Annotated in this window: 28 protein-coding genes and 2 tRNA genes; 12 read left to right on the top strand and 18 right to left on the bottom strand. The window is 69.2% G+C overall.

From position 1 onward, the window contains the following. The first annotated feature begins 3 nt into the window (after positions 1–3). Positions 4–1,170, top strand: a complete 1,167-nt coding sequence (locus tag EOW66_RS09595; protein ID WP_128156163.1) for a M20 aminoacylase family protein — start codon at positions 4–6, stop codon at positions 1,168–1,170. A gap of 125 nt (positions 1,171–1,295) precedes the next feature. Here EOW66_RS09595 and EOW66_RS09590 read toward each other — a convergent pair whose 3' ends face one another. The 3 genes from EOW66_RS09590 to EOW66_RS09580 form a co-directional block, all read right to left on the bottom strand. Then, complete coding sequence (locus EOW66_RS09590) at positions 1,296–1,646, bottom strand: RidA family protein (protein ID WP_128156162.1); 351 nt, start codon at positions 1,644–1,646, stop codon at positions 1,296–1,298. 266 nt (positions 1,647–1,912) lie between these two features. After that, positions 1,913–1,986: transfer RNA gene (locus EOW66_RS09585), tRNA-Gly, on the bottom strand. A 266-nt stretch (positions 1,987–2,252) separates the two neighbouring features. Continuing rightward, entirely contained in the window at positions 2,253–3,098 is an 846-nt protein-coding gene (locus tag EOW66_RS09580) for an AAA family ATPase (RefSeq protein WP_128156161.1), read from the bottom strand. Between the two features lie 205 nt (positions 3,099–3,303). On the opposite strand from EOW66_RS09580, the gene dksA reads away from it, so the two are divergent. Further along, on the top strand, positions 3,304–3,726 hold the full coding sequence (gene dksA / locus EOW66_RS09575) for an RNA polymerase-binding protein DksA (RefSeq protein WP_113901645.1): 423 nt from the start codon (positions 3,304–3,306) through the stop codon (positions 3,724–3,726). Between the two features lie 103 nt (positions 3,727–3,829). Beyond that, positions 3,830–5,008 carry an FAD-dependent monooxygenase gene (locus tag EOW66_RS09570; protein ID WP_128156160.1) on the top strand — a complete coding sequence of 393 codons (1,179 nt, stop codon included), beginning with the start codon at positions 3,830–3,832 and terminating at the stop codon, positions 5,006–5,008. A 114-nt stretch (positions 5,009–5,122) separates the two neighbouring features. Here EOW66_RS09570 and EOW66_RS09565 read toward each other — a convergent pair whose 3' ends face one another. Both EOW66_RS09565 and moaA read right to left on the bottom strand, forming a co-directional pair. After that, positions 5,123–5,530 (bottom strand): universal stress protein, encoded by a 408-nt coding sequence (locus EOW66_RS09565; protein WP_128156159.1) that lies wholly within the window; start codon positions 5,528–5,530, stop codon positions 5,123–5,125. A gap of 85 nt (positions 5,531–5,615) precedes the next feature. Beyond that, positions 5,616–6,626, bottom strand: coding sequence for a GTP 3',8-cyclase MoaA (moaA, locus tag EOW66_RS09560; protein WP_113901648.1), 1,011 nt, complete (start codon positions 6,624–6,626; stop codon positions 5,616–5,618). Between the two features lie 131 nt (positions 6,627–6,757). Between moaA and EOW66_RS09555 the strand changes: the two genes are divergently transcribed. From EOW66_RS09555 to EOW66_RS09535, 4 genes are all read left to right on the top strand, one after another. Next, positions 6,758–7,267: a hypothetical protein gene (locus EOW66_RS09555; protein WP_128156158.1), complete on the top strand. Its 510-nt coding sequence runs from the start codon at positions 6,758–6,760 to the stop codon at positions 7,265–7,267. A 14-nt stretch (positions 7,268–7,281) separates the two neighbouring features. After that, positions 7,282–7,758 (top strand): methyltransferase family protein, encoded by a 477-nt coding sequence (locus EOW66_RS09550; protein WP_128156157.1) that lies wholly within the window; start codon positions 7,282–7,284, stop codon positions 7,756–7,758. Between the two features lie 284 nt (positions 7,759–8,042). After that, positions 8,043–9,620, top strand: coding sequence for a Re/Si-specific NAD(P)(+) transhydrogenase subunit alpha (locus EOW66_RS09540; protein WP_128156392.1), 1,578 nt, complete (start codon positions 8,043–8,045; stop codon positions 9,618–9,620). Between the two features lie 18 nt (positions 9,621–9,638). After that, entirely contained in the window at positions 9,639–11,075 is a 1,437-nt protein-coding gene (locus EOW66_RS09535) for an NAD(P)(+) transhydrogenase (Re/Si-specific) subunit beta (protein WP_128156155.1), read from the top strand. A gap of 48 nt (positions 11,076–11,123) precedes the next feature. On the opposite strand, the gene EOW66_RS09530 is transcribed toward EOW66_RS09535, so the two are convergent. The 5 genes from EOW66_RS09530 to EOW66_RS09510 all read right to left on the bottom strand — a co-directional run bounded on the left by EOW66_RS09530 (position 11,124) and on the right by EOW66_RS09510 (position 13,214). Beyond that, positions 11,124–11,516, bottom strand: a complete 393-nt coding sequence (locus tag EOW66_RS09530; RefSeq protein ID WP_128156154.1) for a hypothetical protein — start codon at positions 11,514–11,516, stop codon at positions 11,124–11,126. Continuing rightward, on the bottom strand, positions 11,516–11,815 hold the full coding sequence (locus EOW66_RS09525) for a hypothetical protein (RefSeq protein WP_128156153.1): 300 nt from the start codon (positions 11,813–11,815) through the stop codon (positions 11,516–11,518). Before EOW66_RS09525 ends, EOW66_RS09530 begins: the two co-directional genes overlap by 1 nt. Continuing rightward, a complete protein-coding gene (locus tag EOW66_RS09520) occupies positions 11,812–12,381 on the bottom strand; it encodes an RNA polymerase sigma factor (protein WP_128156152.1) in 570 nt (189 codons plus the stop codon). Before EOW66_RS09520 ends, EOW66_RS09525 begins: the two co-directional genes overlap by 4 nt. Before the next feature lie 68 nt (positions 12,382–12,449). Further along, complete coding sequence (locus EOW66_RS09515) at positions 12,450–12,761, bottom strand: hypothetical protein (protein WP_128156151.1); 312 nt, start codon at positions 12,759–12,761, stop codon at positions 12,450–12,452. A 33-nt stretch (positions 12,762–12,794) separates the two neighbouring features. After that, positions 12,795–13,214: an EF-hand domain-containing protein gene (locus EOW66_RS09510; RefSeq protein WP_164881083.1), complete on the bottom strand. Its 420-nt coding sequence runs from the start codon at positions 13,212–13,214 to the stop codon at positions 12,795–12,797. Positions 13,215–13,429: 215 nt separating this feature from the next. Between EOW66_RS09510 and EOW66_RS09505 the strand changes: the two genes are divergently transcribed. Next, the gene (locus EOW66_RS09505; RefSeq protein WP_128156149.1) at positions 13,430–14,719 is read left to right on the top strand and encodes a DUF3422 family protein; all 1,290 of its coding nucleotides are present in this window, start codon (positions 13,430–13,432) and stop codon (positions 14,717–14,719) included. A gap of 18 nt (positions 14,720–14,737) precedes the next feature. Here EOW66_RS09505 and ybaK read toward each other — a convergent pair whose 3' ends face one another. From ybaK to EOW66_RS09485, 4 genes are read right to left on the bottom strand one after another with little or no spacing between them, the layout of a single operon-like run. Continuing rightward, complete coding sequence (gene ybaK / locus EOW66_RS09500) at positions 14,738–15,220, bottom strand: Cys-tRNA(Pro) deacylase (protein WP_128156148.1); 483 nt, start codon at positions 15,218–15,220, stop codon at positions 14,738–14,740. After that, entirely contained in the window at positions 15,217–15,579 is a 363-nt protein-coding gene (locus EOW66_RS09495) for a DUF4186 domain-containing protein (RefSeq protein WP_128156147.1), read from the bottom strand. Before EOW66_RS09495 ends, ybaK begins: the two co-directional genes overlap by 4 nt. Continuing rightward, positions 15,576–15,935 (bottom strand): YigZ family protein, encoded by a 360-nt coding sequence (locus EOW66_RS09490; protein ID WP_121533345.1) that lies wholly within the window; start codon positions 15,933–15,935, stop codon positions 15,576–15,578. Before EOW66_RS09490 ends, EOW66_RS09495 begins: the two co-directional genes overlap by 4 nt. Before the next feature lie 9 nt (positions 15,936–15,944). Beyond that, the gene (locus EOW66_RS09485) at positions 15,945–17,792 is read right to left on the bottom strand and encodes a heavy metal translocating P-type ATPase (protein WP_128156146.1); all 1,848 of its coding nucleotides are present in this window, start codon (positions 17,790–17,792) and stop codon (positions 15,945–15,947) included. A gap of 168 nt (positions 17,793–17,960) precedes the next feature. On the opposite strand from EOW66_RS09485, the gene EOW66_RS09480 reads away from it, so the two are divergent. The 4 genes from EOW66_RS09480 (at position 17,961) to EOW66_RS09465 (ending at position 22,010) form a co-directional block, all read left to right on the top strand. Next, positions 17,961–19,754, top strand: coding sequence for a PhoX family protein (locus EOW66_RS09480; RefSeq protein ID WP_206363682.1), 1,794 nt, complete (start codon positions 17,961–17,963; stop codon positions 19,752–19,754). An 87-nt stretch (positions 19,755–19,841) separates the two neighbouring features. Next, entirely contained in the window at positions 19,842–21,494 is a 1,653-nt protein-coding gene (locus EOW66_RS09475) for a hypothetical protein (protein ID WP_128156145.1), read from the top strand. 70 nt (positions 21,495–21,564) lie between these two features. Continuing rightward, positions 21,565–21,638: transfer RNA gene (locus EOW66_RS09470), tRNA-Gly, on the top strand. Positions 21,639–21,740: 102 nt separating this feature from the next. Then, positions 21,741–22,010, top strand: a complete 270-nt coding sequence (locus tag EOW66_RS09465; RefSeq protein WP_113901664.1) for a DksA/TraR family C4-type zinc finger protein — start codon at positions 21,741–21,743, stop codon at positions 22,008–22,010. A 57-nt stretch (positions 22,011–22,067) separates the two neighbouring features. On the opposite strand, the gene hemP is transcribed toward EOW66_RS09465, so the two are convergent. From hemP to cydB, 4 genes are all read right to left on the bottom strand, one after another. Beyond that, positions 22,068–22,226 (bottom strand): hemin uptake protein HemP, encoded by a 159-nt coding sequence (hemP, locus tag EOW66_RS09460; protein ID WP_164881096.1) that lies wholly within the window; start codon positions 22,224–22,226, stop codon positions 22,068–22,070. 9 nt (positions 22,227–22,235) lie between these two features. Beyond that, a complete protein-coding gene (locus EOW66_RS20380; RefSeq protein ID WP_164881082.1) occupies positions 22,236–22,388 on the bottom strand; it encodes a hypothetical protein in 153 nt (50 codons plus the stop codon). Positions 22,389–22,601: 213 nt separating this feature from the next. Next, entirely contained in the window at positions 22,602–22,724 is a 123-nt protein-coding gene (gene cydX / locus EOW66_RS09455) for a cytochrome bd-I oxidase subunit CydX (RefSeq protein ID WP_128156143.1), read from the bottom strand. 15 nt (positions 22,725–22,739) lie between these two features. Then, the coding region (gene cydB, locus EOW66_RS09450; protein WP_128156142.1) for a cytochrome d ubiquinol oxidase subunit II at positions 22,740–23,738 on the bottom strand (999 nt) is incomplete at its 5' end.

Genomic DNA, 23,738 nt, shown 5'->3' with positions numbered 1-23,738 from the left:
CCGATGCCCGTGAAGAACCGCTTCGCCGAACTGCTGCCCGAGATCATCGCCTGGCGGCGCGATTTCCACGCCCACCCCGAGCTGATGTTCGACCTGCCGCGCACCGCGGGCCGGGTGGCGGAACTGCTGCGCAGCTTCGGCGCCGATGAGGTGGTCGAGGGGATCGGCCGCTCCGGTGTCGTCGCGGTGATCCGCGGCCGCACCGACAGCCGGGGCCGGGCGATCGGGCTGCGCGCCGACATGGATGCGCTGCCGATCGAGGAGGAGACGGGGCTGCCCCATGCCTCGACCGCGCCCGGCAAGATGCACGCCTGCGGCCATGACGGCCACATGGCGATGCTGCTCGGCGCGGCGAAATACCTGGCCGAGACCCGCGCCTTCGACGGCACCGCGGTGCTGGTCTTCCAGCCCGCCGAGGAGGGCGGCGGCGGCGGCGACGAAATGGTGCGCGACGGGCTGATGGAGCGCTTCGGCATCGACGAGATCTATGGTATGCACAACTGGCCCGGCGTGCCGCTTGGCACCTTCGCGATCCGCGACGGCGCGGTGATGGCGGCCTGCGACCAGTTCCGCATCACCGTGACCGGCCGCGGCGGCCATGCCGCGAAACCGCATCAGGCGATCGACCCGGTGCTGGTCGCAAGCCAGATCGTCGTTGCGCTGCAGACGGTGGCCTCGCGGCTGACCGACCCGCTTGCACCCGTCGTGCTGTCGGTCTGCACGCTGCGGGCGGGGACGGGGGCCTATAACGTGATCCCGCAGACGGCCGAGCTGCGCGGCACGCTGCGCACGCTCGACCCCGATCTGCGCCCGGCGGCCGAGGCGCAGCTGCGCCGCATCGCCACGCTGACTGCCGAGGCCGCGGGGGCAAGCGCCGCGCTTGACTGGATGCCGGGCTACCCCGCCACGGTGAACGCGCCCGAGCCCACCCGCGCCGCCATCGCCGTTGCGCAATCGGTCGCGGGCAGCGTTGATACCGGCTTTCCGCCGCAGATGGCGGCCGAGGATTTCAGCTACATGCTGAACGCGCGGCCGGGCGCCTATATCTTCTGCGGCAATGGTGACAGCGCCATCCTTCACCACCCCGGCTACGAGTTCAACGACGAGGCGATCCCCTTCGGGGCAAGCTGGTACGCGGGGATGATCGAGGCGCGGATGCCGCTGGACTGAGGGCGCAAGGGCAGGGGGCGCTGCCCCCTCGCCCTGCGGGCTCACCCCCGGGATATTTGCGGCAATTGGAAGCGAGGGAAGGCGCGCCGCATCCCCTCGCCGGCATTCGCCCCGGGGCGCGCGGTTCAGGCCTGGGCCGCGGTGACGATCACCTCGACGCGGTAGTCGGGGGCGGCGAGCTTCGCCTCGCCGGTCGCGCGCGCGGGCGTCGCGCCCTGCGGCACCCAGGCGTCCCAGACCGCGTTCATCTCGGCGAAATCGGCGATGTCGGCAAGCCAGATCTGCGCGCTGAGGATGCGCGTCTTGTCCGAGCCGGCCAGTGCCAGCAGCCGGTCGACCTCGGCGAGCGCGGCCTGCGTCTGCTCGGCGACGCTGGCGCCCGGGGTGCCGACCTGGCCTGCCAGCCAGACAAGCCCGTTGTAGACGACGGCGCCGCTCATCCGTGCGCCGCATTCGATGCGTTCGATCCCGGCCATCGGGCCCTCCTGTGGTTGTGTCTCCGCCTGATAGCGGCGGATGCGGCCAAGGGGAAGGGTGCACGGCACGCTCCGGCATGTCAGACTGCCCCGAAACGGAAGGCGCGATGCGGTGGCGATGGATCATCGGAATGCTGCCGTCGGCCGGCGCGGCCGGCGTGTGCGCGACATCACAGTCGACGGCGCAGGCCATGTCAGGATCATCAGCGACGCCGAGGAGGGGGCGCTTTGCCGTCTGCTTCCGGTTTCGGACTGAAGGGAGATGCTGGAGCGGGTAGCGGGAATCGAACCCGCGCGTTCAGCTTGGGAAGCTGACAGGCTACCATTACATCATACCCGCATGGTGCAGGCGCAGACCTAAGCCAAGTGCCGGGCGTCGTCAAGCGGCGACGAACGGGATTTTCATGCCGAGAGCGACGCCGCAGGCAGGGGGCGCTGCCCCCTCTTTTCCTGCGGAAAATTCACCCCCGGGATATTTGACGCGATTGGAAGCACGGGACGGCTCTCGTCTTCCAATCGCGTCAAATATCCCGGGGGGGGAGGCCGCAGGCCGAGGGGGGGCAGCGCCCCCCTTGCGGCGGTCCGGGCGGAACCGGCGCGTCGCCTTCAGCGCCCGGGCTGACGGCGCGCGATGAAGGCGAGGCGCTCGAACAGATGCACGTCCTGCTCGTTCTTCAAAAGCGCGCCGTGCAGCTTCGGCAGCAGCGTCGCGCCCTCCTTCTTCAGGTCCTCGGGCGCCAGATCCTCGGCGAGCAGCAGCTTCAGCCAATCGAGCACCTCGGAGGTCGAGGGTTTCTTCTTCAGCCCGGGCGTCTCGCGGATCTCGTAGAACTGCGTCAGCGCGGCGGTCAGCAGCGCTTCCTTGATGCCGGGGAAATGCACCTTCACGATCGCCTTCAGCGTCTCGGCCTCGGGGAACTTGATGTAGTGGAAGAAGCAGCGGCGCAGGAAGGCGTCGGGCAGCTCCTTCTCGTTGTTCGAGGTGATGATCACCACCGGGCGATGGCGCGCCCGCACCGTCTCGCCGGTCTCGTAGACATGGAACTCCATCTTGTCGAGTTCCTGCAACAGGTCGTTCGGGAACTCGATATCGGCCTTGTCGATCTCGTCGATCAGCAGCACGACCTTGCCCTCGGCCTCGAAGGCCTGCCACAGCTTGCCCTTGCGGATGTAGTTGCGCACATCGGCGACCCGCGCCTCGCCGAGCTGGCTGTCGCGCAGCCGGCTGACGGCGTCATATTCATAAAGCCCCTGCTGCGCGCGCGTCGTCGACTTGATGTTCCACTCGAGCATCGGCAGGCGCAGGCTTTGCGCCACCTGCTTTGCCAGCTCGGTCTTGCCGGTGCCGGGCTCGCCCTTCACCAGCAGGGGCCGTTCGAGCGCCACGGCGGCATTGACCGCGACGATCAGGTCTTCGGGGGCGACGTAGCTGTCGGTCGACTGGAAACGCACGGGCGAACTCCGCTGGCTGTGGCACGGGGGCGAAGCCTAGCGGCGCGGGCCGCGGGCCGCAACCGCCCCGGCGTCCGCCCGGCCGCCGCGCCGCGGGGTGAAAACGGGGGCGTGACATCCCACCGGCGTTGCGGTATGAGCGCGCCATGAATTTTGGGCAGGGAATCTGCCGGACTTGCGGTACGGCAGAAGAGTGAGGGCAGAAATGAAGGCCGAAATCTTTCTACCGGATGACTATCGCCCCGCCGAGGACGAACCGTTCATGAACGAACGGCAGCTCGAGTATTTCCGCCGCAAGCTGCTGGCCTGGAAACACGAGCTCCTCGAACAATCCGCGGAAACGCTTGAAGGTCTGGCGGAATCGGCGCGCAATGTGCCCGACATCGCCGATCGCGCCAGCGAGGAGACCGACCGCGCGCTCGAGCTGCGCACCCGCGACCGGCAGCGCAAGCTGGTGACGAAGATCGACGCGGCACTGCGGCGCATCGACAGCGGCGAATACGGCTATTGCGAGATGACCGGCGAGCCGATCAGCCTGAAGCGGCTCGACGCGCGCCCGATCGCGACGATGACGCTCGAGGCGCAGGAACGCCACGAGCGGCGCGAGCGCGTGCATCGCGACGATTGATCGCGGCGGTTCCGGCGGCGGGGTGCCCCGGGGTTTGATTTCGCGCAAGGACAGGTCGCACCGGCACCCCGATGGTGCCGGTGCAGTCGTTTCTGGAGGAACCATGCTGATCGGACGCAGGATCACCGTGCTCGGTGCCGGTGTGGCGGGGCTCACCGTGGCGCGCGCCCTCGCGCTGCGCGGCGCCGAGGTCACCGTTCTGGAACAGGCCGAAGCGATCCGCGAGGTGGGGGCGGGGCTGCAGGTCTCGCCGAACGGGGCGCGCGTGCTGCGCGCGCTCGGCCTTGGCGAGGCCTTCGAGGCGGCGGGCCCGCGCGCCGAGGCGGTCGAGCTGATCGACGGCGAGACGGCCTCGCGGGTGGCGCGGCTCGACCTCGCACGGCTGCGGCCCGGCGCCGAATACCGCTTCCTGCACCGCGCCCGGCTGATCGAGCTTCTGGCCGAAGGCGCGCGCGCGGCGGGCGTGCAGATCCGCCTGCTGCAAAAGATCGAGACCGTCGAGCTCGCCCCCGGGCGCGCGCCGCGGCTGACCACCGCGCAGGGCACCGAGATCGAGACCGACCTGCTGATCGGCGCCGACGGGCTGCATTCGAAGGTGCGGGCGGCGCTGAATGGCGCGGTCGCCCCCTTCTTCACCCATCAGGTCGCCTGGCGCGCGCTCATCCCCTGCGACGACGCCGCGCCGAAGGTGGCGCAGGTGTTCATGGGCGCGGGCAAGCACCTGGTCAGCTATCCGCTCGGCCGTGGCCTGCGCAACATCGTCGCGGTCGAGGAGCGCCGCCGCTGGGTCGAGGAAAGCTGGAGCCTCACCGACGATCCGCTGACGCTGCGCGCGGCCTTCGAGGAGTTCTGCCCGCAGGTGCAGGACTGGCTGTCGCAGGTCGAGGCGCCGGGGCTGTGGGGGCTCTTCCGCCACCCGGTCGCCGGGCGCTGGTGGGGCGATGGCGCGGTGCTGCTGGGCGATGCCGCGCATCCGACGCTGCCCTTCCTTGCGCAGGGCGCGGTGATGGCGATGGAAGATGCCTGGGTTCTGGCCGAGACGCTTGCGCAGCACACCGAGGACAGCGCGGCGCTTGCCGCCTATCAGGCCGCCCGCGCCCCGCGCTGCACCCGCATCGTCGAGGCCGCGAACCGCAACGCGCGCAATTACCACCTGTCGGGGCTGCCCCGGACGGTGGGACATCTGGGCATCCGCACGCTTTCGGCGCTGGTGCCGGGCAAGCTGCTTGGCCGCTTCGACTGGGTCTATGGTTACGATGTGACGGGCGGTGCGGGCGCCTGAACCTGCCGCCCGGCCACCTGTGCCGGCCGCATGGTTCCAATCGCCCGAAATATCCCGGGGGTGAATTTTGCCGTCAGGCAAAAGAGGGGGCAGCGCCCCCTCCCTCCGTCCGCCTCAGCGCAGCACCATCACCGAGCAGGGCGCATGGCGCACCACGCGCGCCGCGGTCGAGCCGATCAGGTAATCGCCAAAGCCCGGGCGGTGCGAGGCGATGACGATGCAGTCGGCCTGGATCTCCTCGGCGAGATCGAGGATCTCGTTCGCCGCATTGCCCTGCCGGATCACCCCGGCGCCCGCCTCGAAATCGGCGGCAAGCCCATCCAGCTGCTGCTGCAGGGTCTGGCGCAGTTCGGTGGCATAGCCCTCGGGCATGTAGGAGATCGCATAGCCCGGCACATCGGCCATGACATGCACGAGCGTGATCCGCGCGCCGTCCGAGGCGAGCGCGCGCGCCACGTTCAGCGCGGTGTCGGGGTTGTGGTCCTCGTCGAAGGCGAGGGGGACGATGATGTTGGAATACATCGAGAATTCTCCTTTGGTCCGGCGCGAAGACTGGAGCCTTCCTTGTCCGCGCGCCTTGATCTGGGTCAGGACGCCACGCCGCGGCTCAACCGCCGGTGTGACTCATGTGACGGCTCATCTGACCCGAAACATGGGCGCGTGAATAGTCGAAATCGTGCCCCTTCGGCTTGCGCGCGATCGCGGCGCGGATCGCCGCGATCAGGGCCGCGTCATCGTCCGGGCGGGCGCGCAGCGGCGCGCGCAGATCGGCGCTGTCCTCCTGGCCGAGGCACATGAACAGTTCGCCCGTGCAGGTCACCCGCACCCGGTTGCAGCTTTCGCAGAAATTGTGGCTCAGCGGTGTGATGAAGCCGAGGCGCTGGCCGGTCTCGGTCAGCCGCACATAGCGCGCCGGCCCGCCCGAGCGTTCTCCGGTCTCGGTGACGGTGAAGCGCTCGGCCAGCCGCGCGCGCAGGTCGGTCAGCGGCCAGTATTGCTCGAGCCGCTGTTCCTCGCCCATCTCGCCCATCGGCATCACCTCGATGAAGGTCAGGTCATGCCCCTCGGCGCCGCACCAGTCGACGAGGGCGAACAGCTCGTCCTCGTTGAAGCCCTTCAGCGCCACGGTGTTGATCTTCACCCGCAGCCCCGCCCGGGTTGCGGCGCGGATCCCCTCGAGCACCGGCTCGAGGCGGCCCCAGCGGGTGATCTCGGCGAATTTCGTCGCATCGAGCGTGTCGAGCGAGACATTCACCCGCCGCACCCCGAGCGCGGCAAGATCGTCGGCGAAACGGGCGAGCTGCGAGCCGTTCGTGGTCAGCGTCAGCTCGTCGAGCGCGCCGGTCTCGAGGTGCCGCGCCATCGCGGTGAAAAAGCTCAGGATCCCGCGCCGCACCAGCGGTTCGCCCCCGGTCACCCGCAGCTTGCGCACGCCGAGCCCGATGAAGCCGGTGCACAGCCGGTCGAGCTCCTCGAGGGTGAGCAGCTCCTTCTTCGGCAGGAACTGCATGTGCTCGGCCATGCAGTAGCTGCAGCGAAAGTCGCAACGGTCGGTGACCGACACCCGCAGATAGGTGATCGGTCGTGCGAAAGGGTCGATGAGGGGCGCGGTTTCCATGCGCGCCCAGATAGGGCGCGCGGCCCCGCCCGGCAAGCGCACGCGCACATCCGCGTGCGCGACGCCGCGGCGCTGTTGCAGAGCGCCCCGCCGCCCCCTAGTCTGCGCCGGACTTGGGTTCGGAGGCAGGAATGAAGCGGACGGGTGTGGCGATCACGGTTCTGGCGATCGCGCTGGCGGGATGTGGCGGGGGCAAGGACGAGCGCAAGCCGGCCGACACCGCCGCAGCCGCGACCGGGGCGCTGCCCGATCCGGGCACGGTCGATGTCGCGCCGCTGCCGCAGGCCGGGCCGATGCCGGGCTCGATGCCGCAATCGGGCGTGCCCGAATCGGCGACCACGACCTCGGCCGCGCATATCGCCGCAAATGGCGTCGTGGCGATCCCGGGCGAGATGCGGCTTGGCACCACGGTGGCGGGCCTCGGCGATCCGACGGCGACCGGCTTCTGGATCCGCACGCCGCTGGTCGAGGCCCCGGGCAAGGGCCGGATCGAGGACCCGAAGACCGGCGCCTCGGTGCAGGTCGATCTGCTGCCGCTGGTCGGCGACCGCAACGCCGGCTCGCAGATCTCGCTTGCGGCGCTGCGGCTTCTGGGGTTTGCGCCCTCCGATCTCGCGCAGATCGTCGTCTGGCGCAGCTGAGCGGGCCGGGGGGCATGGCGCGCCGCCGATCGCCTGCTGAGCTGCTGCGCGAGGCGGATATCCCGCCGCTGTGGCTGGCGCTTTTCGCGCTGGCAAGCTGGGCGATCGGCCGTCTCCTGCCACTCCCCTTGCCATCCTTGCCATTCGCGCGCGCGGCCGGGGCGGTTCTGATCGGCGCGGCGATGGGGCTGATGGCGCTTGCCGCCCTGCAGATGGCGCTGCACCGCACCACGATGATCCCGCGCCGGCAGCCCGCGGCGCTGGTCACCGGCGGCGTCTTCGCGCTCTCGCGCAACCCGATCTATCTGGCCGACGCGATCGTGCTTGCCGGGCTCGACCTGTGGTGGGGCGCAAGCCTCGCGCTGCCGCTGGTGCCGGTCTTCATGGCCTTCATCGCGCACCGCTTCATCCGCGCCGAGGAGGCCTGGATCGGTGCGGCCTTCGGCGCTGACTACAAGGCCTATTGCGCCCGCACCCGCCGCTGGCTGTGACCCCGCCGCAACGTCACGCCGCGACCCTCCGGGCCGGTGCTTGCGTCCGGGCCCCGGGGCATGTGTAGATGCATGGGACAATTCATTGATCGGGAATGAAAAAAATCCAGGTCAAACGGTATTCAAAGGTATACTGTTTGGTCGTGCCGCAGGTGCGACCTTTTTCCAAGGATTTCTCCGTCTCCGCGGCTTGTGAAACTTTATTGCGCGGTGCTAAGGAGATTTTGCCACGTTTGTGTCCCCCGGCTGAAATTGGTCCGGGGGCAATCATGGGAGAGAAACACGTGAAGATCGGCGCTCCGAGAGAGACGTTCGAGGGGGAATCGCGCGTCGCGATGACCCCCGATTCCGCGCTGCAGCTGCAAAAACTGGGGCATTCCTGTTTCATCGAGGCCGGGGCGGGCGACGCCGCCGGCTTCTCGGACGAGGCCTACCGCAAGGCCGGGGTCACCGTGATCCCGACCGTGGCAGAGCTTTTCGCCGAGGTCGATTTCATCGTCAAGGTGCGCCCGCTGGTCACCGACGAGGAACACGGCTGGCTGCGCAAGGGGCAGACCGTCATCTCGTTCTTCTACCCCGGCCAGCACCCCGATCGCCTTGAACTGGCGAAGAAAACCGGCGCGAACTTCATCGCGATGGACATGGTGCCGCGGATCTCGCGGGCGCAGAAGATGGACGCGCTGAGCTCGATGGCGAACATCGCGGGCTATCGCGCCGTGATGGAGGCCGCGAACAACTTCGGCCGCTTCTTCACCGGTCAGGTGACGGCGGCGGGCAAGGTGCCGCCGGCCAAGGTGCTGATCGTCGGCGCCGGCGTCGCGGGTCTGGCCGCGATCGGCACGACCACCGCGCTTGGCGCGATCACCTATGCCTTCGACGTGCGTCCCGAAGTGGCCGAGCAGATCGAATCGATGGGCGCCGAATTCGTCTATCTCGATTTCGAGGAAAAGACCCAGGACGGCGCCTCGGCGGGTGGCTACGCCGCGCCCTCGAGCCCCGAGTTCCGCGAAGCGCAGCTGAAGAAGTTCCGCGAGCTTGCGCCCGAGATGGACATCGTCATCACCACGGCGCTGATCCCGGGCCGCGACGCGCCGAAGCTGTGGCTTGCCGACATGGTCGCCGCGATGAAGCGTGGCTCGGTCGTCGTCGACCTTGCGGCGGAACGTGGCGGCAACTGTGAGCTGACCGTGCCGGGCGAGAAGATCGTCTCGGAGAACGGCGTCACGATCATCGGCTACAACGACTTCCCGTCGCGGATGGCGACGCAGGCCTCGCAGCTTTACGCGACCAACATCCGGCACATGATCACCGATCTCACGCCCGGCAAGGATGGCGTCATCGTCCACAACATGGAGGACGACGTGATCCGCGGCGCCACCGTGGCCTTCGAGGGCGCGGTGACCTTCCCGCCGCCGCCGCCGAAGATCAAGGCGATCGCCGCGCACAAGCCGAAGGAGAAGGCCAAGGAGCCGACCCCCGAGGAGCGCAAGGCGGCCGAGAAGGCGGCCTTCCGCAAGGCGACCCGCCAGCAGGTCGCGCTTCTTGCCGTGGGCACGGTGCTGCTGTTGCTCGTGGGCACGGTTGCGCCGGCCTCGTTCATGTCGCACTTCGTGGTCTTCGCGCTGAGCTGCTTCGTCGGCTTCCAGGTGATCTGGAACGTCAGCCATGCGCTGCACACGCCGCTGATGGCGGTGACGAACGCGATCTCGGGTATCGTCATCCTCGGCGCGCTGCTGCAGATCGGCTCGGGCAGCTGGCTCGTCGTCATCCTCGCCGCGCTGTCGGTGCTGATCGCCACGGTCAACATCGTCGGCGGCTTCCTCGTCACCCGGCGGATGCTCGCCATGTTCCAGAAATCGTGATCGGGGGGAGGGACTGAGATGTTTTCCATCGGTATCGTTCAGGCTGCCTATATCGCTGCAGCCGTTCTCTTCATCCTCTCGCTCGGTGGCCTCTCGGGGCAGGAGAGCGCGAAACGCGCGGTGTGGTACGGCATCACCGGCATGGCGCTCGCCGTCATCGCCACGGTCTTCGGCCCGGGCATGGGCCATGGCTGGGTGATCGCGCTGATGCTCGCGGGCGGTGCGGTGCTGGGCTGGTATGTGGCAAAGACGGTCGAGATGACCGAGATGCCGCAGCTCGTCGCGGCGCTGCACAGCTTCGTCGGTCTTGCCGCCGTGTTCATCGGCTATAACGCCTATCTCGAGATGGCGCGCGTCGGCGCCATGGACGCGGCCGCGCGCGAGGCGCTCACCGGCTTTGCCGCGCTTGTCGCGCACAAGTCGGCGGTCGAGCTGAACATCCTGCGCGTCGAGCTGTTCCTCGGCGTCTTCATCGGCGCCGTCACCTTCACCGGCTCGGTCGTCGCCTTCGGCAAGCTTGCCGGCAAGGTCGACGGCAAGGCGAAGAAGCTGCCGGGCGGTCACCTGCTGAACGCGGGGGCGGCGCTGCTGTCGCTCGCCATGCTCATCGCCTTCATGAACGGGGCCGGGGTCTGGGCGCTGATCGTGATGACGCTGCTCGCCTTCTTCATCGGCTATCACCTGATCATGGGCATCGGCGGCGCCGACATGCCGGTCGTGGTGTCGATGCTGAACAGCTATTCGGGCTGGGCCGCGGCGGCGATCGGCTTCTCGCTCGGCAACGATCTGCTGATCGTGACCGGCGCCCTCGTCGGCTCCTCGGGCGCGATCCTGTCCTACATCATGTGCAAGGCGATGAACCGCTCGTTCATCTCGGTGATCCTCGGCGGCTTCGGCGGCGCGACGGGCCCGGCGATGGAAGTCACCGGCGAGCAGGTGGCGATCGACGCGCAGGGCGTGGCCGATGCGCTGAGCGACGCCGACAGCGTGATCATCGTTCCGGGCTATGGCATGGCCGTGGCGCAGGCACAGGTGGCGGTGTCGGAGCTGACCTCGATCCTGCGCAGCAAGGGCAAGAATGTCCGCTTCGCGATCCACCCGGTCGCCGGCCGTCTGCCCGGGCACATGAACGTGCTTCTGGCCGAGGCGAAGGTGCCCTACGACATCGTCATGGAAATGGACGAGATCAACGACGACTTCCCGGAAACCGACGTGGCGATCGTGATCGGCTCGAACGACATCGTGAACCCGGCGGCGCAGGAAGATCCGAACTCGCCGATCGCCGGCATGCCGGTGCTGGAAGTGTGGAAGGCGAAGCAGGTCTTCGTGTCGAAGCGCGGCCAGGGCACGGGCTATTCCGGCATCGAGAACCCGCTGTTCTACAAGGAGAACACGCGGATGTTCTACGGCGACGCGAAGAAGTCGATCGAAGAGCTGCTGCATCTGCTGCGCTGAGCGGCAGCGGCACCGTGACGAAAGGCCCCGCTTCGGCGGGGCCTTTTGCTATTCGCCCTTCGCGCGGGCTTCGAGCCGGTCGCCGACCACCTGCTGCACCGCGCCCAGCGTGGTGTCGAGCTGGGCGCGCATCGCGACCATCGCGGCGTCGAGCGCGGCCCGGTCGAAGGGGCGCGCTGCGCCCGCGGCAACGACCGCGGCGCGGTCCTCGGCCAGCCGGTGCAGGGCCGGGCGCAGGGTCTCGGCATTCTCGCGCAGCGCCGCGCGCAGATCCCGCCGCACCGCGCGCGGGAAAAGCGCCTGTTCCGCCGCGGGGCCGAGCAGCTCGGTCTGCAGCGCGCGAAAGCGCAGCACCGCGCCGGCCGCCAGCGCATTGCCCAGAAGCGAGACTGCCAGCACCGCAATGAGCACGATCCGCCCGGTGTCGCGTTTGAGTGTCATCAGAACCCTCCCGTCACGCCCAGAACCTCGCCGAAGAGGCCGAGCGTGGCCCAGTCCTCGCCGCCGATCAGAGGCAGCAGCAGATAGCCAAGCACCATCGCCGCGGCCATCATCCCGCCGAACAGGCCAAGCGCCGGGCCGGGCAGGGCCAGCACCTCGGCAAGCCCCGCGTCGCCCGCGGGCGCAGGCATCGCCAGCCGGGTCAGCACCCGGCGCGAGAGCGCCACGGCATCGGCGGGCTCCCCGGCCAGAACCGAGGTGAGCTTCCGGTCGAAATCATCGTCATCCATCTGCGTCATCCTTTCTCCTCCGCCGCCGATCCCGGGGCGAGGCGCGCGCGCAACCCCGCGCGGCCCCGCACCAGAAGCTGTTCCGCCGCCCCCGCGCTGACCCCGAGCGCGGCCGCGATCTCGGCCGTCGCCAGCCCGCCGGTCGCACGCAGCAAAAGCGCCGCGCGTTGCCGCTCGGGCAGGCGGGCCAGCGCCGCGCGGGTCTGCGCCAGCCGCTGGCGGCCGTCGAGCACCGCCTCGGCCCCCGGCGCCTCATCCGCAGGCTCGGGCGCCGCCTCGAGACCAAGGAAGCGCCGCCAGCCCATGCGCCGGCGCCGGTCGGTGCAGAGGTTCAGCGCGATGCGCCAGATCCAGCTGCTGACCGCGCCCCGTGCCGGGTCATAGCGGGCGGCCTGCGCCCAGACCCGCAGGAACACCTCCTGCGCGATATCCTCGGCCTCGCTGCGCGATCCGAGCTGGGCCGAGGCAAAGCGCTGCACCCCGGGCCCGTAAAGGGCGATCAGCCGCGCAAGCGCCGCGCGCTCGCCGCGCGCGAGCGCTGCCATCAGCGCCTGTGCCTCTTCGCTTCGTTCCATCGCCGCCTGCGCGCCCCTTGCGCCCCGCCTGCCGCAGCCTAGCCGCGGGGCGGGGCGGGCGCATCCCCTCAGCGCGTCACGGTGATCAGCCGCGAGCGCTGCATGGTGCTGCCCTGCGGCCCGGTGCCGGTGACCGTGGTGCCCGAGCTGCCGGCAGTGGTGGTGCGCACCCGCTCGCGCGTCGCGCTCTGCCCGTTCGCGCCGGTCGCGGTGCCGCTGACGGTGCAGCGCGCGGTGCCCGAGGACCGGCTGCAGTCGCGGTCGCGCTGGATCGTGCCGCCATTCGATCCGGTCACGGTGACGCTGTGGGCCTGTGCGACCGGGGCGGTGGCGGGCAGCGCGAGGGCAAGGGCGAGAAGGGCGGTGGCAAGACGTTTCATGATCTGTCCTTTCGAAGGAGATGAGGGGCGGCGTCAGCGCGGCAACTGGCCGAGGATGCGCGCGACGCGCTCGAACTCGGCCGGGCTCAGCACCCCGTCGCGGTTGCGGTCGGCCATGTCGAAGCCGCGGGTCCGGGCGGTGTATTCGGCGAGCGTCAGCTTGCCGTCGTGGTTCGCATCCTGCGCCCAGATCCGGTCTTCGCCGCCACCGCGCTTGCCTTGCGGCAGTTTCGCGCGCGCGGCCTCGATCTCGGCGCGGGTGATCGTGCCCGAATTGTCGGTGTCGATGCGCGCGAACATCGCCTTGCGCAGCTCGAGGAATTCGGCGCGGCTGATCGCGCCGTTGCCGTCGCGGTCGAGCGCGGCAAAGCCCGGGCTGGTGGCGCCTGCGGCGCAGGCCAGCGCCGGGCCAAGCGCCGCGGCCAGCGCGATCAGGGGCAGGGCAGGTTTCATCTCGGGTCTCCCTTTCGGTGTCGTGCAAGGGGATACGTGCCGCGCCGCCATCCCCTACGCTCGCCGCGCGATTTTTCCGCGCCGCGGCGCCGCGGGCCATGGCCTGCATACCGTTGTATGCCGATAAACATCTGGTATCGCGGCATTTTTTCTTTGCGCGCGGGGGGATTCGCGGTAAGGGGGAAAGCCTCGGCCCTGACCGCACCGGAGGCAGCATGACCCCGATCGACGACCATCCGCTGCGCTATGCGCTGGTGAACGAGCTGCACGCGCGCCCCTTTCCGCGCGTCTCGGCGCCGGCCCATGTGGTCTATGCCGCGGTGAAGGAGCCGCGCGATGCCGCCAACCGCGACCGCACGCGCGATCATGCGCATCTGTGCGCGCTGCTTGCGCGCAACGGCGCGCCGCTGCCGCCCGCCGATGTCACCCACCACACCGGCGAGATCGGCCGCTACACCCTGAAATGGGAAAGCCACACCGAGTTCGTCACCTATCTCGCCCATGCGCCGGGTGTCGCCGCGCGGCCCTTCGACCCGAACGACACCGAGGTCTTCCCGGCCGACTGGCTGGCGCAGGCGCCGGGCAAGCGCATCGCCGCGGTGATGATCCGCATCGAGTTCCTGCCCGAGGACCCCGAGGCGATCATGCCGGCACTCGACGCGTGGTTCGTGCATGAAAGCATGGTCTGTGCCTGGGTGCTCGACGGGGCGGCGGCGGTGGCGACCGACTTCCGCATCGACGCGAACGGGCAGATGCGCTTTGCCGTCTTCGTGCGGCCGGGCACCGGGCCCGGGCGGATCGGCCGCGTCGTGCAGCGGATCTGCGAGCTCGAGACCTATCGCGCGATGTCGATGCTGGGCCTTGGCCGGGCGCGCAGCCTGACGCAGCGGCTCAACGCGCTCGACCCCGAGCTCGAGGCGCTGGTCGAGGGGATGAGCGACGACAGCCACCCCGCCGAGGAGCAGCTCGACCGGCTGTTGGCGATCTCGGCCGAGCTCGAGGGGCTCGCTGTCGCCCATTCCTTCCGCTTCGGCGCGACGGGGGCCTATGAGGCGATCGTCAAGGAGCGCGTCGCGGTGCTGCGCGAGAGCCGCTTCGAGGGCCGGCAGAAATTCTCGGAATTCATGCTGCGCCGCTATGATCCGGCGATGCGCACGGTGAAATCGGCCGAGGCGCGGCTGAATGCGATGATCGAGCGCGCCGAGCGTGCGGGCGAGCTGTTGCGCACCCGCGTCGAGGTCGAGCGCCAGGGGCAGAACCAGAAGCTGCTCGCCAGCATGGACCGGCGCGCCGATGTGCAGTTGCAGTTGCAGCACACCGTCGAGGGGCTGTCGGTGGTGGCGATCAGCTATTACGCGGTCAGCCTTGCGGGCTATCTGAGCTATCCGCTCGCCAAGCATTACGGCGTGTCGAAGGAGATGGCCGTGGCCGGTCTGACGCCGCTGGTCATCATCGCCGTGTGGCTGATGGTGCGCCGCATCCGCAAGGGCTTTGGCGGGCACTAGGCCCGCCGGCTGCGCCGCTCAGTCGGCGATCAGCGGCTGTGCCGTGGCGCCCGCGGCGGTCAGCGCGTCGGCGGGGGCAAGGATCACCATCATGCCGCGCTTGCCGCCGTTGATCACCACCGTCGGGAAGTCCATCACCGCCGCCTCGATCGCCACCGGCACCCGCTTGCGCTGGCCGAAGGGGCTGATGCCGCCGGTGTGAAAGCCGGTCAGGCGCTCGGCCTTCGCTGCGTCCATCATCTGCGCTGCCTTGCCGCCGAAAGCCGCGGCCACCCGCTTCATCGACAGCGTCCGGTCCGAGGGGATCACCGCGCAGGCGGGCTTGCCGTCGACCTCGACCATCAGCGTCTTCAGCACCCGCGCCGGGTCCGCGCCGATCGCCTCGGCCGCCTGCAGCGCGATGCGCTCGTGGCCGTGGTCGTGCGGATAGTCATATTCGCGGATGTCGAAATCGACGCCCGCGCGCTTCAGTGCCTGTGTCGAGGGGGTCTGTGTGCTCATTGTCCGTGGTCCATCTCGCGGTCGATCCAGGCAAGGATCAGGCGCAGGATCCGGTCCTGCTCGGCCGCCGTCAAGGCGGTGCCGGCCGGGATGCCGTGCCATTTCGCCAGACAGCCGCGGCAACAGGTGGCGGTGGCGTGCTGGGCGACGAAGACCGGATGGCCGCGCATCGGGGTCTGCCTGCCGTCGTGCGGCGGCGCTTCCGGGGCAAGGCGCGTCGCGATGAAATCGGCGCCATGCGAGGCGATCACCGCGCGGCCCTTCGCCTCGGCATAGGCGCGCTCGCGCGGGCCGAGGTGAAAGCGGGCGCGGAAGCTCGAGCGCGCGAGGCGGGCGAGGATCTCGGTTTCGGCGCTCATGCCCCGGCACGCAGCGCGTCGATGTAGATCCGCACCGCCTCCTGCACATGGCGGAAGCGGTCGCCGCCCAGATGCTTGCCGCCGAACCAGCGGGTGACGACGACGATCTCGTCCGTCACCCCTTCGCGCTCCAGCATGCGCAGGATCACCATGCCGGCGCCGGCCTCGCCGTCGTCATTCTTCACCGGCCCCTCGGCGCCGATCAGGCCCCAGCTGTTATGCGTGGCCTTGGCGAATTTCTTGTTGCGCTTCAGCGCGGTGAGGAAGGCGCGCGCCTCCGCCTCGGTGCGGCAGGGGCCACCCGAGACGGCATAGCGCGAGCCGCGGTCGGTGAGGATGTTCTCGAGGATGCGCATGGTCCCCGCTTAGGCCGCTTCGGTGGCGGGGGCAATGCCGCGCGGCCGGATCGCCAGGGCGCGCAGCGCGTTCAGGATCACCGCGACGTCGATCGCCTCCTGCGCGATCGCGCCCTCGACCGGCGAGATCAGCCCGAAGGCCGCGGCGATCATGCCAAGCACGCTGAGGCCAAGCCCCACCGCGACGCTTTGCCAGGCGATGGCGATCGAGCGCTGTGCCACCTCGATCCCGGGCAGCAGCCGGTCGAGCCGGTCGACGAGCAGCACCACCTGCGCCGCCTCGGCCGAGGCCGCGGCGCCGCGCGCGCCCATGGCGACGCCGACATCGGCTGCGGCGAGCGCCGGGGCGTCGTTCACCCCGTCGCCCACCATCATCACCGGCCCCTCGGCGCGCTCGCGCAGCACGATCGCGACCTTCTGCGCGGGAACCAGCCCCGCCTCGACCAGATCAAGGCCAAGCGGTGCGGCGATCCGTTCGGCGATCTCGGGCCGGTCGCCGGTCGCGAGGATGATGCGGCGGATGCCGAGCCGGCGCGCGGCGGCGAGGAAGCCGGGGGTGTCCTCGCGCAGCCGGTCGGCGAGGGTCAGATGGGCGACGATCCGGCCGTCGACGCCAAGCGTCACCCGCAGCGCGCCGGGCTCGGCGGGCGGCAGCTCGGGGGCGGGCAGGCCAAGCGCCGCCGCGACGAAGCCCGGCCCGCCGACCGCGACCGTGTGCCCCTCGATCCGGCCGGTCAGGCCCTCGCCCGGCGCCTCGCACATTGCCTCGGGCACCGGCAGGGTCAGGCCGCGGCCCTGCGCCTCGGCCACCAGCGCCTGCGCGACCGGATGGCCCGAGGCCTGTTCGAGCGCCGCAGCCAGACGCAGCGCCTCGGTCTCGTCGATGCCCTCGGTCCGGATCGCGGTGAGTTTCGGCATGCCGTCGGTGAGCGTGCCGGTCTTGTCGAGGATCAGCACCCGCACCCGCGACAGCGCCTCGAGCGCCTGCGCGCCCTTGATCAGCACGCCAAAGCGCGCCGCCCGGCTGAGCCCCGCGACCAGCGCCACCGGCACCGCGAGGATCAGCGGGCAGGGGGTGGCGATCACCAGCACCGCCACCGCGCGGATCGGATCGCCGGTCAGCCCCCAGGCGGCGCCGGCGATCGCGAGGGTGACGGCGAGAAAGCCGAGCGAGGCGCGATCGGCCATCCGCGCCATCGGCGCACGCGCGCGCGCTGCCGCCTCGACCAGCCGCACGATCCCGGCATAGGTGCTTTCCGCGGCGCGGCGCGTGGCAATCATGTCGAAGGCCTCGCCCGCATTCGCCGCCCCGCTCATCACCGAGGCGCCGGGGCCGATCCGCACCGGCAGCGATTCGCCGGTCAGCGCCGAGGTGTCGAGCAGCGCCGTCGCCGCGGCGAGCGTGCCGTCGACCGGCGTCACCTCGCCGCGCCGCACGAGGATGCGGTCACCGGGGACGAGCGCCTCGAGCGCCACCTCCTCGAGCCCGTCGCCGCGGTGCCGATGCGCGACGCGCGGCACGCGGGCCAGCAGCGCCGACATGTCGGCCCGGGCCCGCCCCTCGGCATAGGCCTCGAGGAAGGTGCCGCCCGCATACATCACCGCCACCACCTGCGCGGCCAGCGTTTCCCCGAAAAGGAGCGCCGCACTCATCGACAGCGCCGCGACGATGTCGAGCCCGACCTCGCCACGCGCCAGCGCGCGCACGATCTCGATCAGCAGGGCGGCAAGGACGGGCAGGGTGCCAAGCGTCCAGAAAATTTGCGCCGCAGGCCCATGCCCCGCGAAATGCAGCCCGAGACCCAGAACGAGCCCCGCGATCGCGAGCGCGAGAAGCGCGGTGCTGGTTCTGCTCATGGCTGCCTCCGAGGTTGCCGGGGCCAGACTATCCCGCGCCGCGGCGCCGTCAACGGGGCGCACCGTCGCCCCTGTCGCGCGGTTGCCGTAAGGGAAGGAAGTCTTGTCACATTCCTGTTGGGCGGGAGGGCTAGGGCAGGCGCATCACTCATCCGACTGGAGAATCCCATGTCCCTGCGCAGCCATCTTCTGACAGCCACCGCGCTCATTGCCCTGCCCGTGCTTGCCCATGCGGGCGATCTGTCCTTCGCCCCGGTGCCCTTCGCGGCCGATGATGCGGCCAAGCGCGCCGTGGTGGCGACCGACAAGGTGACGATCGACGGCAAGGACTTCCCGATCGCCTATCACCTGCTGGCGCGCTCGGGCGACAAGATCGGCGACGGCACCTTCGCGCTGCTCACCGACGCGAAGGGCAACCCGGTGAAATCCGCCGACGGTTCCGAGCATATCTCGGTCGACGCCGACTTCACCTCGCTGATCCGCAAGGGCGACAAGCTCTATTCGATCACCCATTTCGAATCGCGCCCGGGCTCGATGTATATCTCGGAACTCTCGCGCGACGCCGACGGCAACCTGACGCCGGTCTCGACCAAGCCGGTGAACTTCTCGGCCTTCGGTGGGCTCTGGGTGCCCTGCGCGGGTTCGGTGACGCCGTGGGAAACCCACCTCGGTTCCGAGGAATACCCGGCCGATGCGCGCGAGATCGAGGCGGCGACCGCGCTTGATCAGATCGACGATTACGATTTCCCGATGGTGCGCTATCAGGGCCTCGACCCGGCGAAGATGACGCTCGACGAGTTCCGCGCCGCCTATAACCCCTATCGCTACGGCTTCCCGACCGAGATCACCGTTTCGGATGCGGGCGACGCCACCGCGGCCAAGCACTTCTCGATGGGCCGCGTCGCGGTCGAGCTGGCCAACGTGATGCCCGACAAGAAGACCGCCTATATCTCGGATGACGGCACCAACGTGGGCCTGTTCCGCTTTGTCGCCGACAAGGAAGGCGATCTGTCGGCTGGCACGCTCTACGCCGCGAAATGGGTGCAGACCTCGGACGCGGGCGTGGGCGCCGCGACTCTCGAATGGATCGACCTTGGCCATGCCGATGACGCGACCATCCAGGCCGCGATCGAGAAGGGCGTGAAGTTCTCCGATCTCTTCGAGACCGCCGATCTGAATGAAGATGGCAGCTGTGCCGAAGGCTTTGCCTCGTCGAATGCCGAGGGCCGCGCCGAATGCCTGAAGGTGAAACCGGGCATGGAGATGCTGGCCTCGCGTCTGGAAACCCGCCGCTATGCCTCGATGATGGGCGCGACGACCGAGTTCCGGAAGATGGAAGGCTCGACCTACGACGCCGACAAGCACGCGCTCTATCTGTCGATGTCGGAAGTGTCGAAGGGCATGGAAGACGGCAGCAAGCAGGACAAGGGCGGCCGCAACGACATCCGTGTGGCGAAGAACGCCTGCGGCGCGGTCTATCAGCTGAGCCTCGACGATACCTTCACCGCGACCTCGATGAAGGGTCTTGTCGCCGGCATCCCGATGTCGAAGGAACAGGAAGAGAAGGCGGCCGATCCGAGCTGCGATCCGGCGCACAACATGTGCGGCGACGCGGCCAAGGTGAACACCTGTGACATCAACGGCATCGCGAACCCGGACAACATCACCTACATGCCGGGCTACAATACGCTGATCATCGGCGAGGACACCGGCGAGGGCCACCAGAACGACGCGATCTGGGCGCTGAACACCGACTCGGGCAAGCTGACCCGGATCCTGTCGACCCCCTATGGCTCGGAAACCACCTCGGCCTACTGGTATCCGAACATCGATGGCCACGGCTATCTGATGGCGGTCGTGCAGCACCCCTATGGCGAAAGCGACGAGGACAAGCTCGCCGATCCGGCCGATGCGCGCGCCTATGTGGGCTACATCGGGCCGTTCCCGGCGATGGACAAGTGATCTGAGACCAGACCACGGGCGGGGCGCGGGTCTTCCCCGCGCCCCGTCTGCTTTCGAGACTTCCTGCTTTTCCGAAAGGACCGACCGATGCGGCGCCTGACCCTGCTTGCCCTTCTTGCCACCGCCGCGCCGGCCCATGCGCTCGACCTGACGGCGACGGCGCTGACCAACAAGACCGCCTATATCCCGCCGCAGTGCTATACGAAGACCGAGGACGCGCAGGGCGCCGTGCACAACCCCTGCCAGACCTGTCACACCCTGCCGCGCGCGCCGAATTTCGTCTCCGACCCGGACCTGCAGCAGGACTATGCGATGCCGGGGCCGGCGCTCGAGAACCCGTGGACGAACCTCTTCGTCGATCGCCGTGCCGCGGTGGCCGCGACCGGGGCCGACGAGATCCGGGCCTGGGTCGGCACCGACAACTATCTGGGCGCCGACGGGCGGCCGGTGCTGGCCGCGAAGCTCGCGCAGCTGCCGCCCGAGTGGGACGCAAACGGCGACGGGGCCTGGGCGGGCTATCGCCCCGATGCCTATTTCGCTTTTGACGACGAGGGGTTCGACCATGCCCCCGACGGCCGGCGCACGGGCTGGCGCGCCTTCGCCTATGTGCCGCTGCCGGGCACCTTCTGGCCGACCAACGGCTCGACCGACGATGTGCTGATCCGTCTGCCCGAGGCCTATCGCCAGACCGCCGACGGCCGCGAGAGCCTTGCCGTCTACAAGGCCAATCTCGCGATCACCGAGGCGCTGATCAATCGCGCCGATGTCGCGATCGCGCCTGTGGACGAAGTGGAGCTTGGCGTCGATCTCGACCGCGACGGCCGGCTTGCCACCGCGACCCGTGTCGCCTTTGCCTTCGCCCCGCTTGACGGCGTGACGATGCATTGGGCGGGGCGCGCGGGCAGCCTTGGCCCGAAAGCGGCACCGCTTGCCGCCGGGCTCTATCCGCTCGGCACCGAGTTCCTGCATTCCGTGCGCTACCTCGACCCGCGCCCCGAGGGCGTGACGATGGCGCCGCGGATGAAGGAGCTGCGCTATATGAAGAAGACCTCCTGGCAGAGCTATGCCGATCTCGAGGAGGGGGCGCTCGCCGAGAAGAAGGAGGACGCCGACTTCCCCGACCGGCCGAAGCAGTTCTTCGGCTCGGCCGAGGCGGGGATCCCGAACGGCATGGGCTGGCGGCTGCAGGGCTTCATCGAGGACGCGGCGGGCGATCTGCGGCCGCAAAGCTTCGAGGAAACGGTGTTCTGCATGGGCTGCCACGGCTCGATCGGCACCACCGACGATTCGACCTTCGCCTTCCCGCGCAAGCTTTCGGGCCCCGGCGCCTTCCGCGACGGCTGGTATCACTGGACCCAGAAGGGGCTTTCCGGCACGCCCGATCTCGTGCGCGCGGACGGGCAGGGCGATTATGCCCATTACCTGCGCACCAACCACGCGGGCGACGAGTTCCGCTCGAACGCCGAGGTGATTTCGGCCTGGCTTGCGCAGGGCGATCTGACGCCCGACAAGGCCGCGGCGCTGCAGGCCGACATCGCGCCGCTCATCATGCCCTCGGCCGGGCGGGCGATCGCGCTCGATGCCGCCTATCGGATGATCGTGCGCGAGCAGAGCTTCGTGAAGGGGCGCGACGCGACGATCGCGCCGCAGGATGCGACGGTCTGGCGCCGGGTCGAGCAGGATGCGCCGACCGGCATCGAAGACCCGGCCGATCCGTGGTTCTACCGGCTCAAGCGCTGAGCCCGACACGCGGCGCTTGCGCGACGCGCCCGGTGCCTGTATCAGGTCCGGGCGCGGACAGTGCACCGGCGCGGGCGTTGTGTAATGGTAAGACCTTAGCCTTCCAAGCTAATGACGCGGGTTCGATTCCCGCCGCCCGCTCCAGAAAATTTCCTCCCGGATCAAAATTTGCCCCGGATCGCCGCCGCCCCTTTGACGGGCGGCGTTTTGCTGCCTAGCTTTACGGTCTGGCAGGAGGGATGCGGCATGGCCGGTGGCTGGGCGCGCGACGGCGCGGTGAACGAACAGATCGACGCCTCGATCGAGGATGAGCTCAAGCGCCTGCAGGCGCGGCGCGGCCCCATGGGCGAAAGCGCGGAATTCTGTGTCGAATGCGACGAGCCGATCCCCGAGGCGCGGCGCGTCGCGATCCCCGGCGTCAAGCTCTGCATCGAGTGTCAGAAGGCGCGCGATGCCCGGCCGCAGCTGCGCGGCGGCATCAACCGGCGCGGCTCGAAGGACAGCCAGCTGAAATGAAAAGGGGGCCGGCAGGCCGGCCCCAGTCGCGACGAAGGAAGGGATCTCTGACCGGGACTACTTCGTCAGGATCAGCTTGCCTGCCTTGGTGATCCGCAGCGTATAGACCTGACCGTCGAGCAGGATGCTCGCGAGCGCGCCGCCTCCGGTCAGTGCGCGCGCGTCATGCAGCGGAAGCGCGGGGAGGTAATCCTGCGCGGTGAAACTTTGCGACATCGTCATCCCTCACCTCCTCTCGATGCGGTCGAGCATCATCTCGATGCCCTGCGCGGGAGTGACGCCGGTGCAGATTGCCTCGACGAGGTCGCGCAGGCTGAAGGGCGGGTCAGAGCGGCGGGCGCCCCGCGCGTCGGGGCCGGGATGGAGGGAGCGTTTCATGTCCGGGTGTCCTGTTCGCTTCGGTTCCTGGTGGGAATAACCTGAGTGAAAAGATCGGATTTGTAAAGACTGATTCTTTTACTCGGATTAGTTCCGCCGAACCGTCCCTGCGCCCCGGAAAAAGGCGGGGCCGCCCCGGCGGCTGGACACCGGGACGGCCCCTGGTCGGCCCCCAAACTGGACAAAGGGGGCCGGTCTCGGGATGGGTCGGCCTCAGGGCTCCGGGTCGTGCTCCCCGGCGATCATCCGGTCGTTGAGCATTTCGAGCCACATCGCGTTTGCGACGGCGATGAGGGCGGCGAGGGGGAGGCCGAGGATCCAGGCGAAGTACCACATGGGATGCGTCCTTTCTCAGTAGGCGTTCTTGTTTTCAGTGATCTCGGCGACGGTGACCTTGCCCCAGAGCACCTTGTAGACCCAGGCGGTGTAGGCAAGGATGATCGGCACGAAGATCACCGAGACGACGAGCATCACGAACAGCGTCAGGTGCGAGGAAGAGGCATCCCAGACGGTGAGCGAGGCGTCGGGCTGGATCGAGGAGGGCAGGATGAACGGAAACATCGTCAGCCCGACCGAGGCGATCACGCCGAAGATCGCCAGCCCCGAGAAGATCAGCGCCGCCCCGTTTCCCTTGCGCATCGCAAGGATCGCCAGCGCCATGCCGGCGATGCCCAGAACCGGCGCGATCGCGATCCAGGGCCGCAGCGCATAGGCCGCAAGCCACGAGCCCTGATGCGCGACGGTGCTGAGCAGCGGGTTCGACGGCCCGTTCGCCGCGACCTCGGAGGTCAGCGCATAGCCCGGGATGCCGTAGGCCAGCCAGACGCCGGCGAGCACATAGGCCGCGATCGCCACGAGCCCCGCGACCGAACCGATCGCGATTGCGCGGCGCTGCACCGCGGCCTCGGTCTTCAGCGTCAGCCAGCCCGCGCCATGCAGCAGCAGCATGCTCAGCGAGACCACGCCCGCAAGCAGCGCGAAGGGGTTCAGCAGACCGAGGAACTTCGCATAGAAGGCGCCCGGGTAGAGCGGCATCAGATCCTCGGTGATCTGGAACGGCACGCCCTGCAGCACATTGCCGACGGCGACGCCGAAGATCAGCGCCGGCACCGCGCCGCCGACGAAGAGCGCCCAGTCCCAGCCGTTGCGCCAGGCATGGCCCTCGCGCTTCGAGCGGTACTTGAAGCCGACGGGCCGCAGGATCAGCGCCGCGAGCACGGCGAACATGGCAAGGTAGAAGCCCGAGAAGCTGACCGCGTAAAGCGGCGGCCAGGCGGCGAAGATCGCGCCGCCGCCGAGGATGAACCACACCTGGTTGCCTTCCCAGACCGGGCCGACGGTGTTGATCAC

The organism is Paenirhodobacter huangdaonensis, assembly GCF_004022465.1.
GTDB lineage: Bacteria > Pseudomonadota > Alphaproteobacteria > Rhodobacterales > Rhodobacteraceae > Rhodobacter > Rhodobacter huangdaonensis.
This window is presented reverse-complemented; position numbering and strand designations above follow the sequence as displayed.

Coding starts and splice junctions, on each gene's coding strand:
- EOW66_RS09595 (WP_128156163.1), top strand. CDS start 4: ATGCCCGTGAAGAACCGCTTCGCCGAACTGCTGCCCGAGATCATCGCC.
- EOW66_RS09590 (WP_128156162.1), bottom strand. CDS start 1,646: ATGGCCGGGATCGAACGCATCGAATGCGGCGCACGGATGAGCGGCGCC.
- dksA (WP_113901645.1), top strand. CDS start 3,304: ATGAAGGCCGAAATCTTTCTACCGGATGACTATCGCCCCGCCGAGGAC.
- EOW66_RS09570 (WP_128156160.1), top strand. CDS start 3,830: ATGCTGATCGGACGCAGGATCACCGTGCTCGGTGCCGGTGTGGCGGGG.
- EOW66_RS09565 (WP_128156159.1), bottom strand. CDS start 5,530: ATGTATTCCAACATCATCGTCCCCCTCGCCTTCGACGAGGACCACAAC.
- moaA (WP_113901648.1), bottom strand. CDS start 6,626: ATGGAAACCGCGCCCCTCATCGACCCTTTCGCACGACCGATCACCTAT.
- EOW66_RS09555 (WP_128156158.1), top strand. CDS start 6,758: ATGAAGCGGACGGGTGTGGCGATCACGGTTCTGGCGATCGCGCTGGCG.
- EOW66_RS09550 (WP_128156157.1), top strand. CDS start 7,282: ATGGCGCGCCGCCGATCGCCTGCTGAGCTGCTGCGCGAGGCGGATATC.
- EOW66_RS09535 (WP_128156155.1), top strand. CDS start 9,639: ATGTTTTCCATCGGTATCGTTCAGGCTGCCTATATCGCTGCAGCCGTT.
- EOW66_RS09530 (WP_128156154.1), bottom strand. CDS start 11,516: ATGACACTCAAACGCGACACCGGGCGGATCGTGCTCATTGCGGTGCTG.
- EOW66_RS09525 (WP_128156153.1), bottom strand. CDS start 11,815: ATGACGCAGATGGATGACGATGATTTCGACCGGAAGCTCACCTCGGTT.
- EOW66_RS09520 (WP_128156152.1), bottom strand. CDS start 12,381: ATGGAACGAAGCGAAGAGGCACAGGCGCTGATGGCAGCGCTCGCGCGC.
- EOW66_RS09515 (WP_128156151.1), bottom strand. CDS start 12,761: ATGAAACGTCTTGCCACCGCCCTTCTCGCCCTTGCCCTCGCGCTGCCC.
- EOW66_RS09510 (WP_164881083.1), bottom strand. CDS start 13,214: ATGAAACCTGCCCTGCCCCTGATCGCGCTGGCCGCGGCGCTTGGCCCG.
- EOW66_RS09505 (WP_128156149.1), top strand. CDS start 13,430: ATGACCCCGATCGACGACCATCCGCTGCGCTATGCGCTGGTGAACGAG.
- ybaK (WP_128156148.1), bottom strand. CDS start 15,220: ATGAGCACACAGACCCCCTCGACACAGGCACTGAAGCGCGCGGGCGTC.
- EOW66_RS09495 (WP_128156147.1), bottom strand. CDS start 15,579: ATGAGCGCCGAAACCGAGATCCTCGCCCGCCTCGCGCGCTCGAGCTTC.
- EOW66_RS09490 (WP_121533345.1), bottom strand. CDS start 15,935: ATGCGCATCCTCGAGAACATCCTCACCGACCGCGGCTCGCGCTATGCC.
- EOW66_RS09485 (WP_128156146.1), bottom strand. CDS start 17,792: ATGAGCAGAACCAGCACCGCGCTTCTCGCGCTCGCGATCGCGGGGCTC.
- EOW66_RS09480 (WP_206363682.1), top strand. CDS start 17,961: ATGTCCCTGCGCAGCCATCTTCTGACAGCCACCGCGCTCATTGCCCTG.
- EOW66_RS09475 (WP_128156145.1), top strand. CDS start 19,842: ATGCGGCGCCTGACCCTGCTTGCCCTTCTTGCCACCGCCGCGCCGGCC.
- EOW66_RS09465 (WP_113901664.1), top strand. CDS start 21,741: ATGGCCGGTGGCTGGGCGCGCGACGGCGCGGTGAACGAACAGATCGAC.
- hemP (WP_164881096.1), bottom strand. CDS start 22,226: ATGTCGCAAAGTTTCACCGCGCAGGATTACCTCCCCGCGCTTCCGCTG.
- EOW66_RS20380 (WP_164881082.1), bottom strand. CDS start 22,388: ATGAAACGCTCCCTCCATCCCGGCCCCGACGCGCGGGGCGCCCGCCGC.
- cydX (WP_128156143.1), bottom strand. CDS start 22,724: ATGTGGTACTTCGCCTGGATCCTCGGCCTCCCCCTCGCCGCCCTCATC.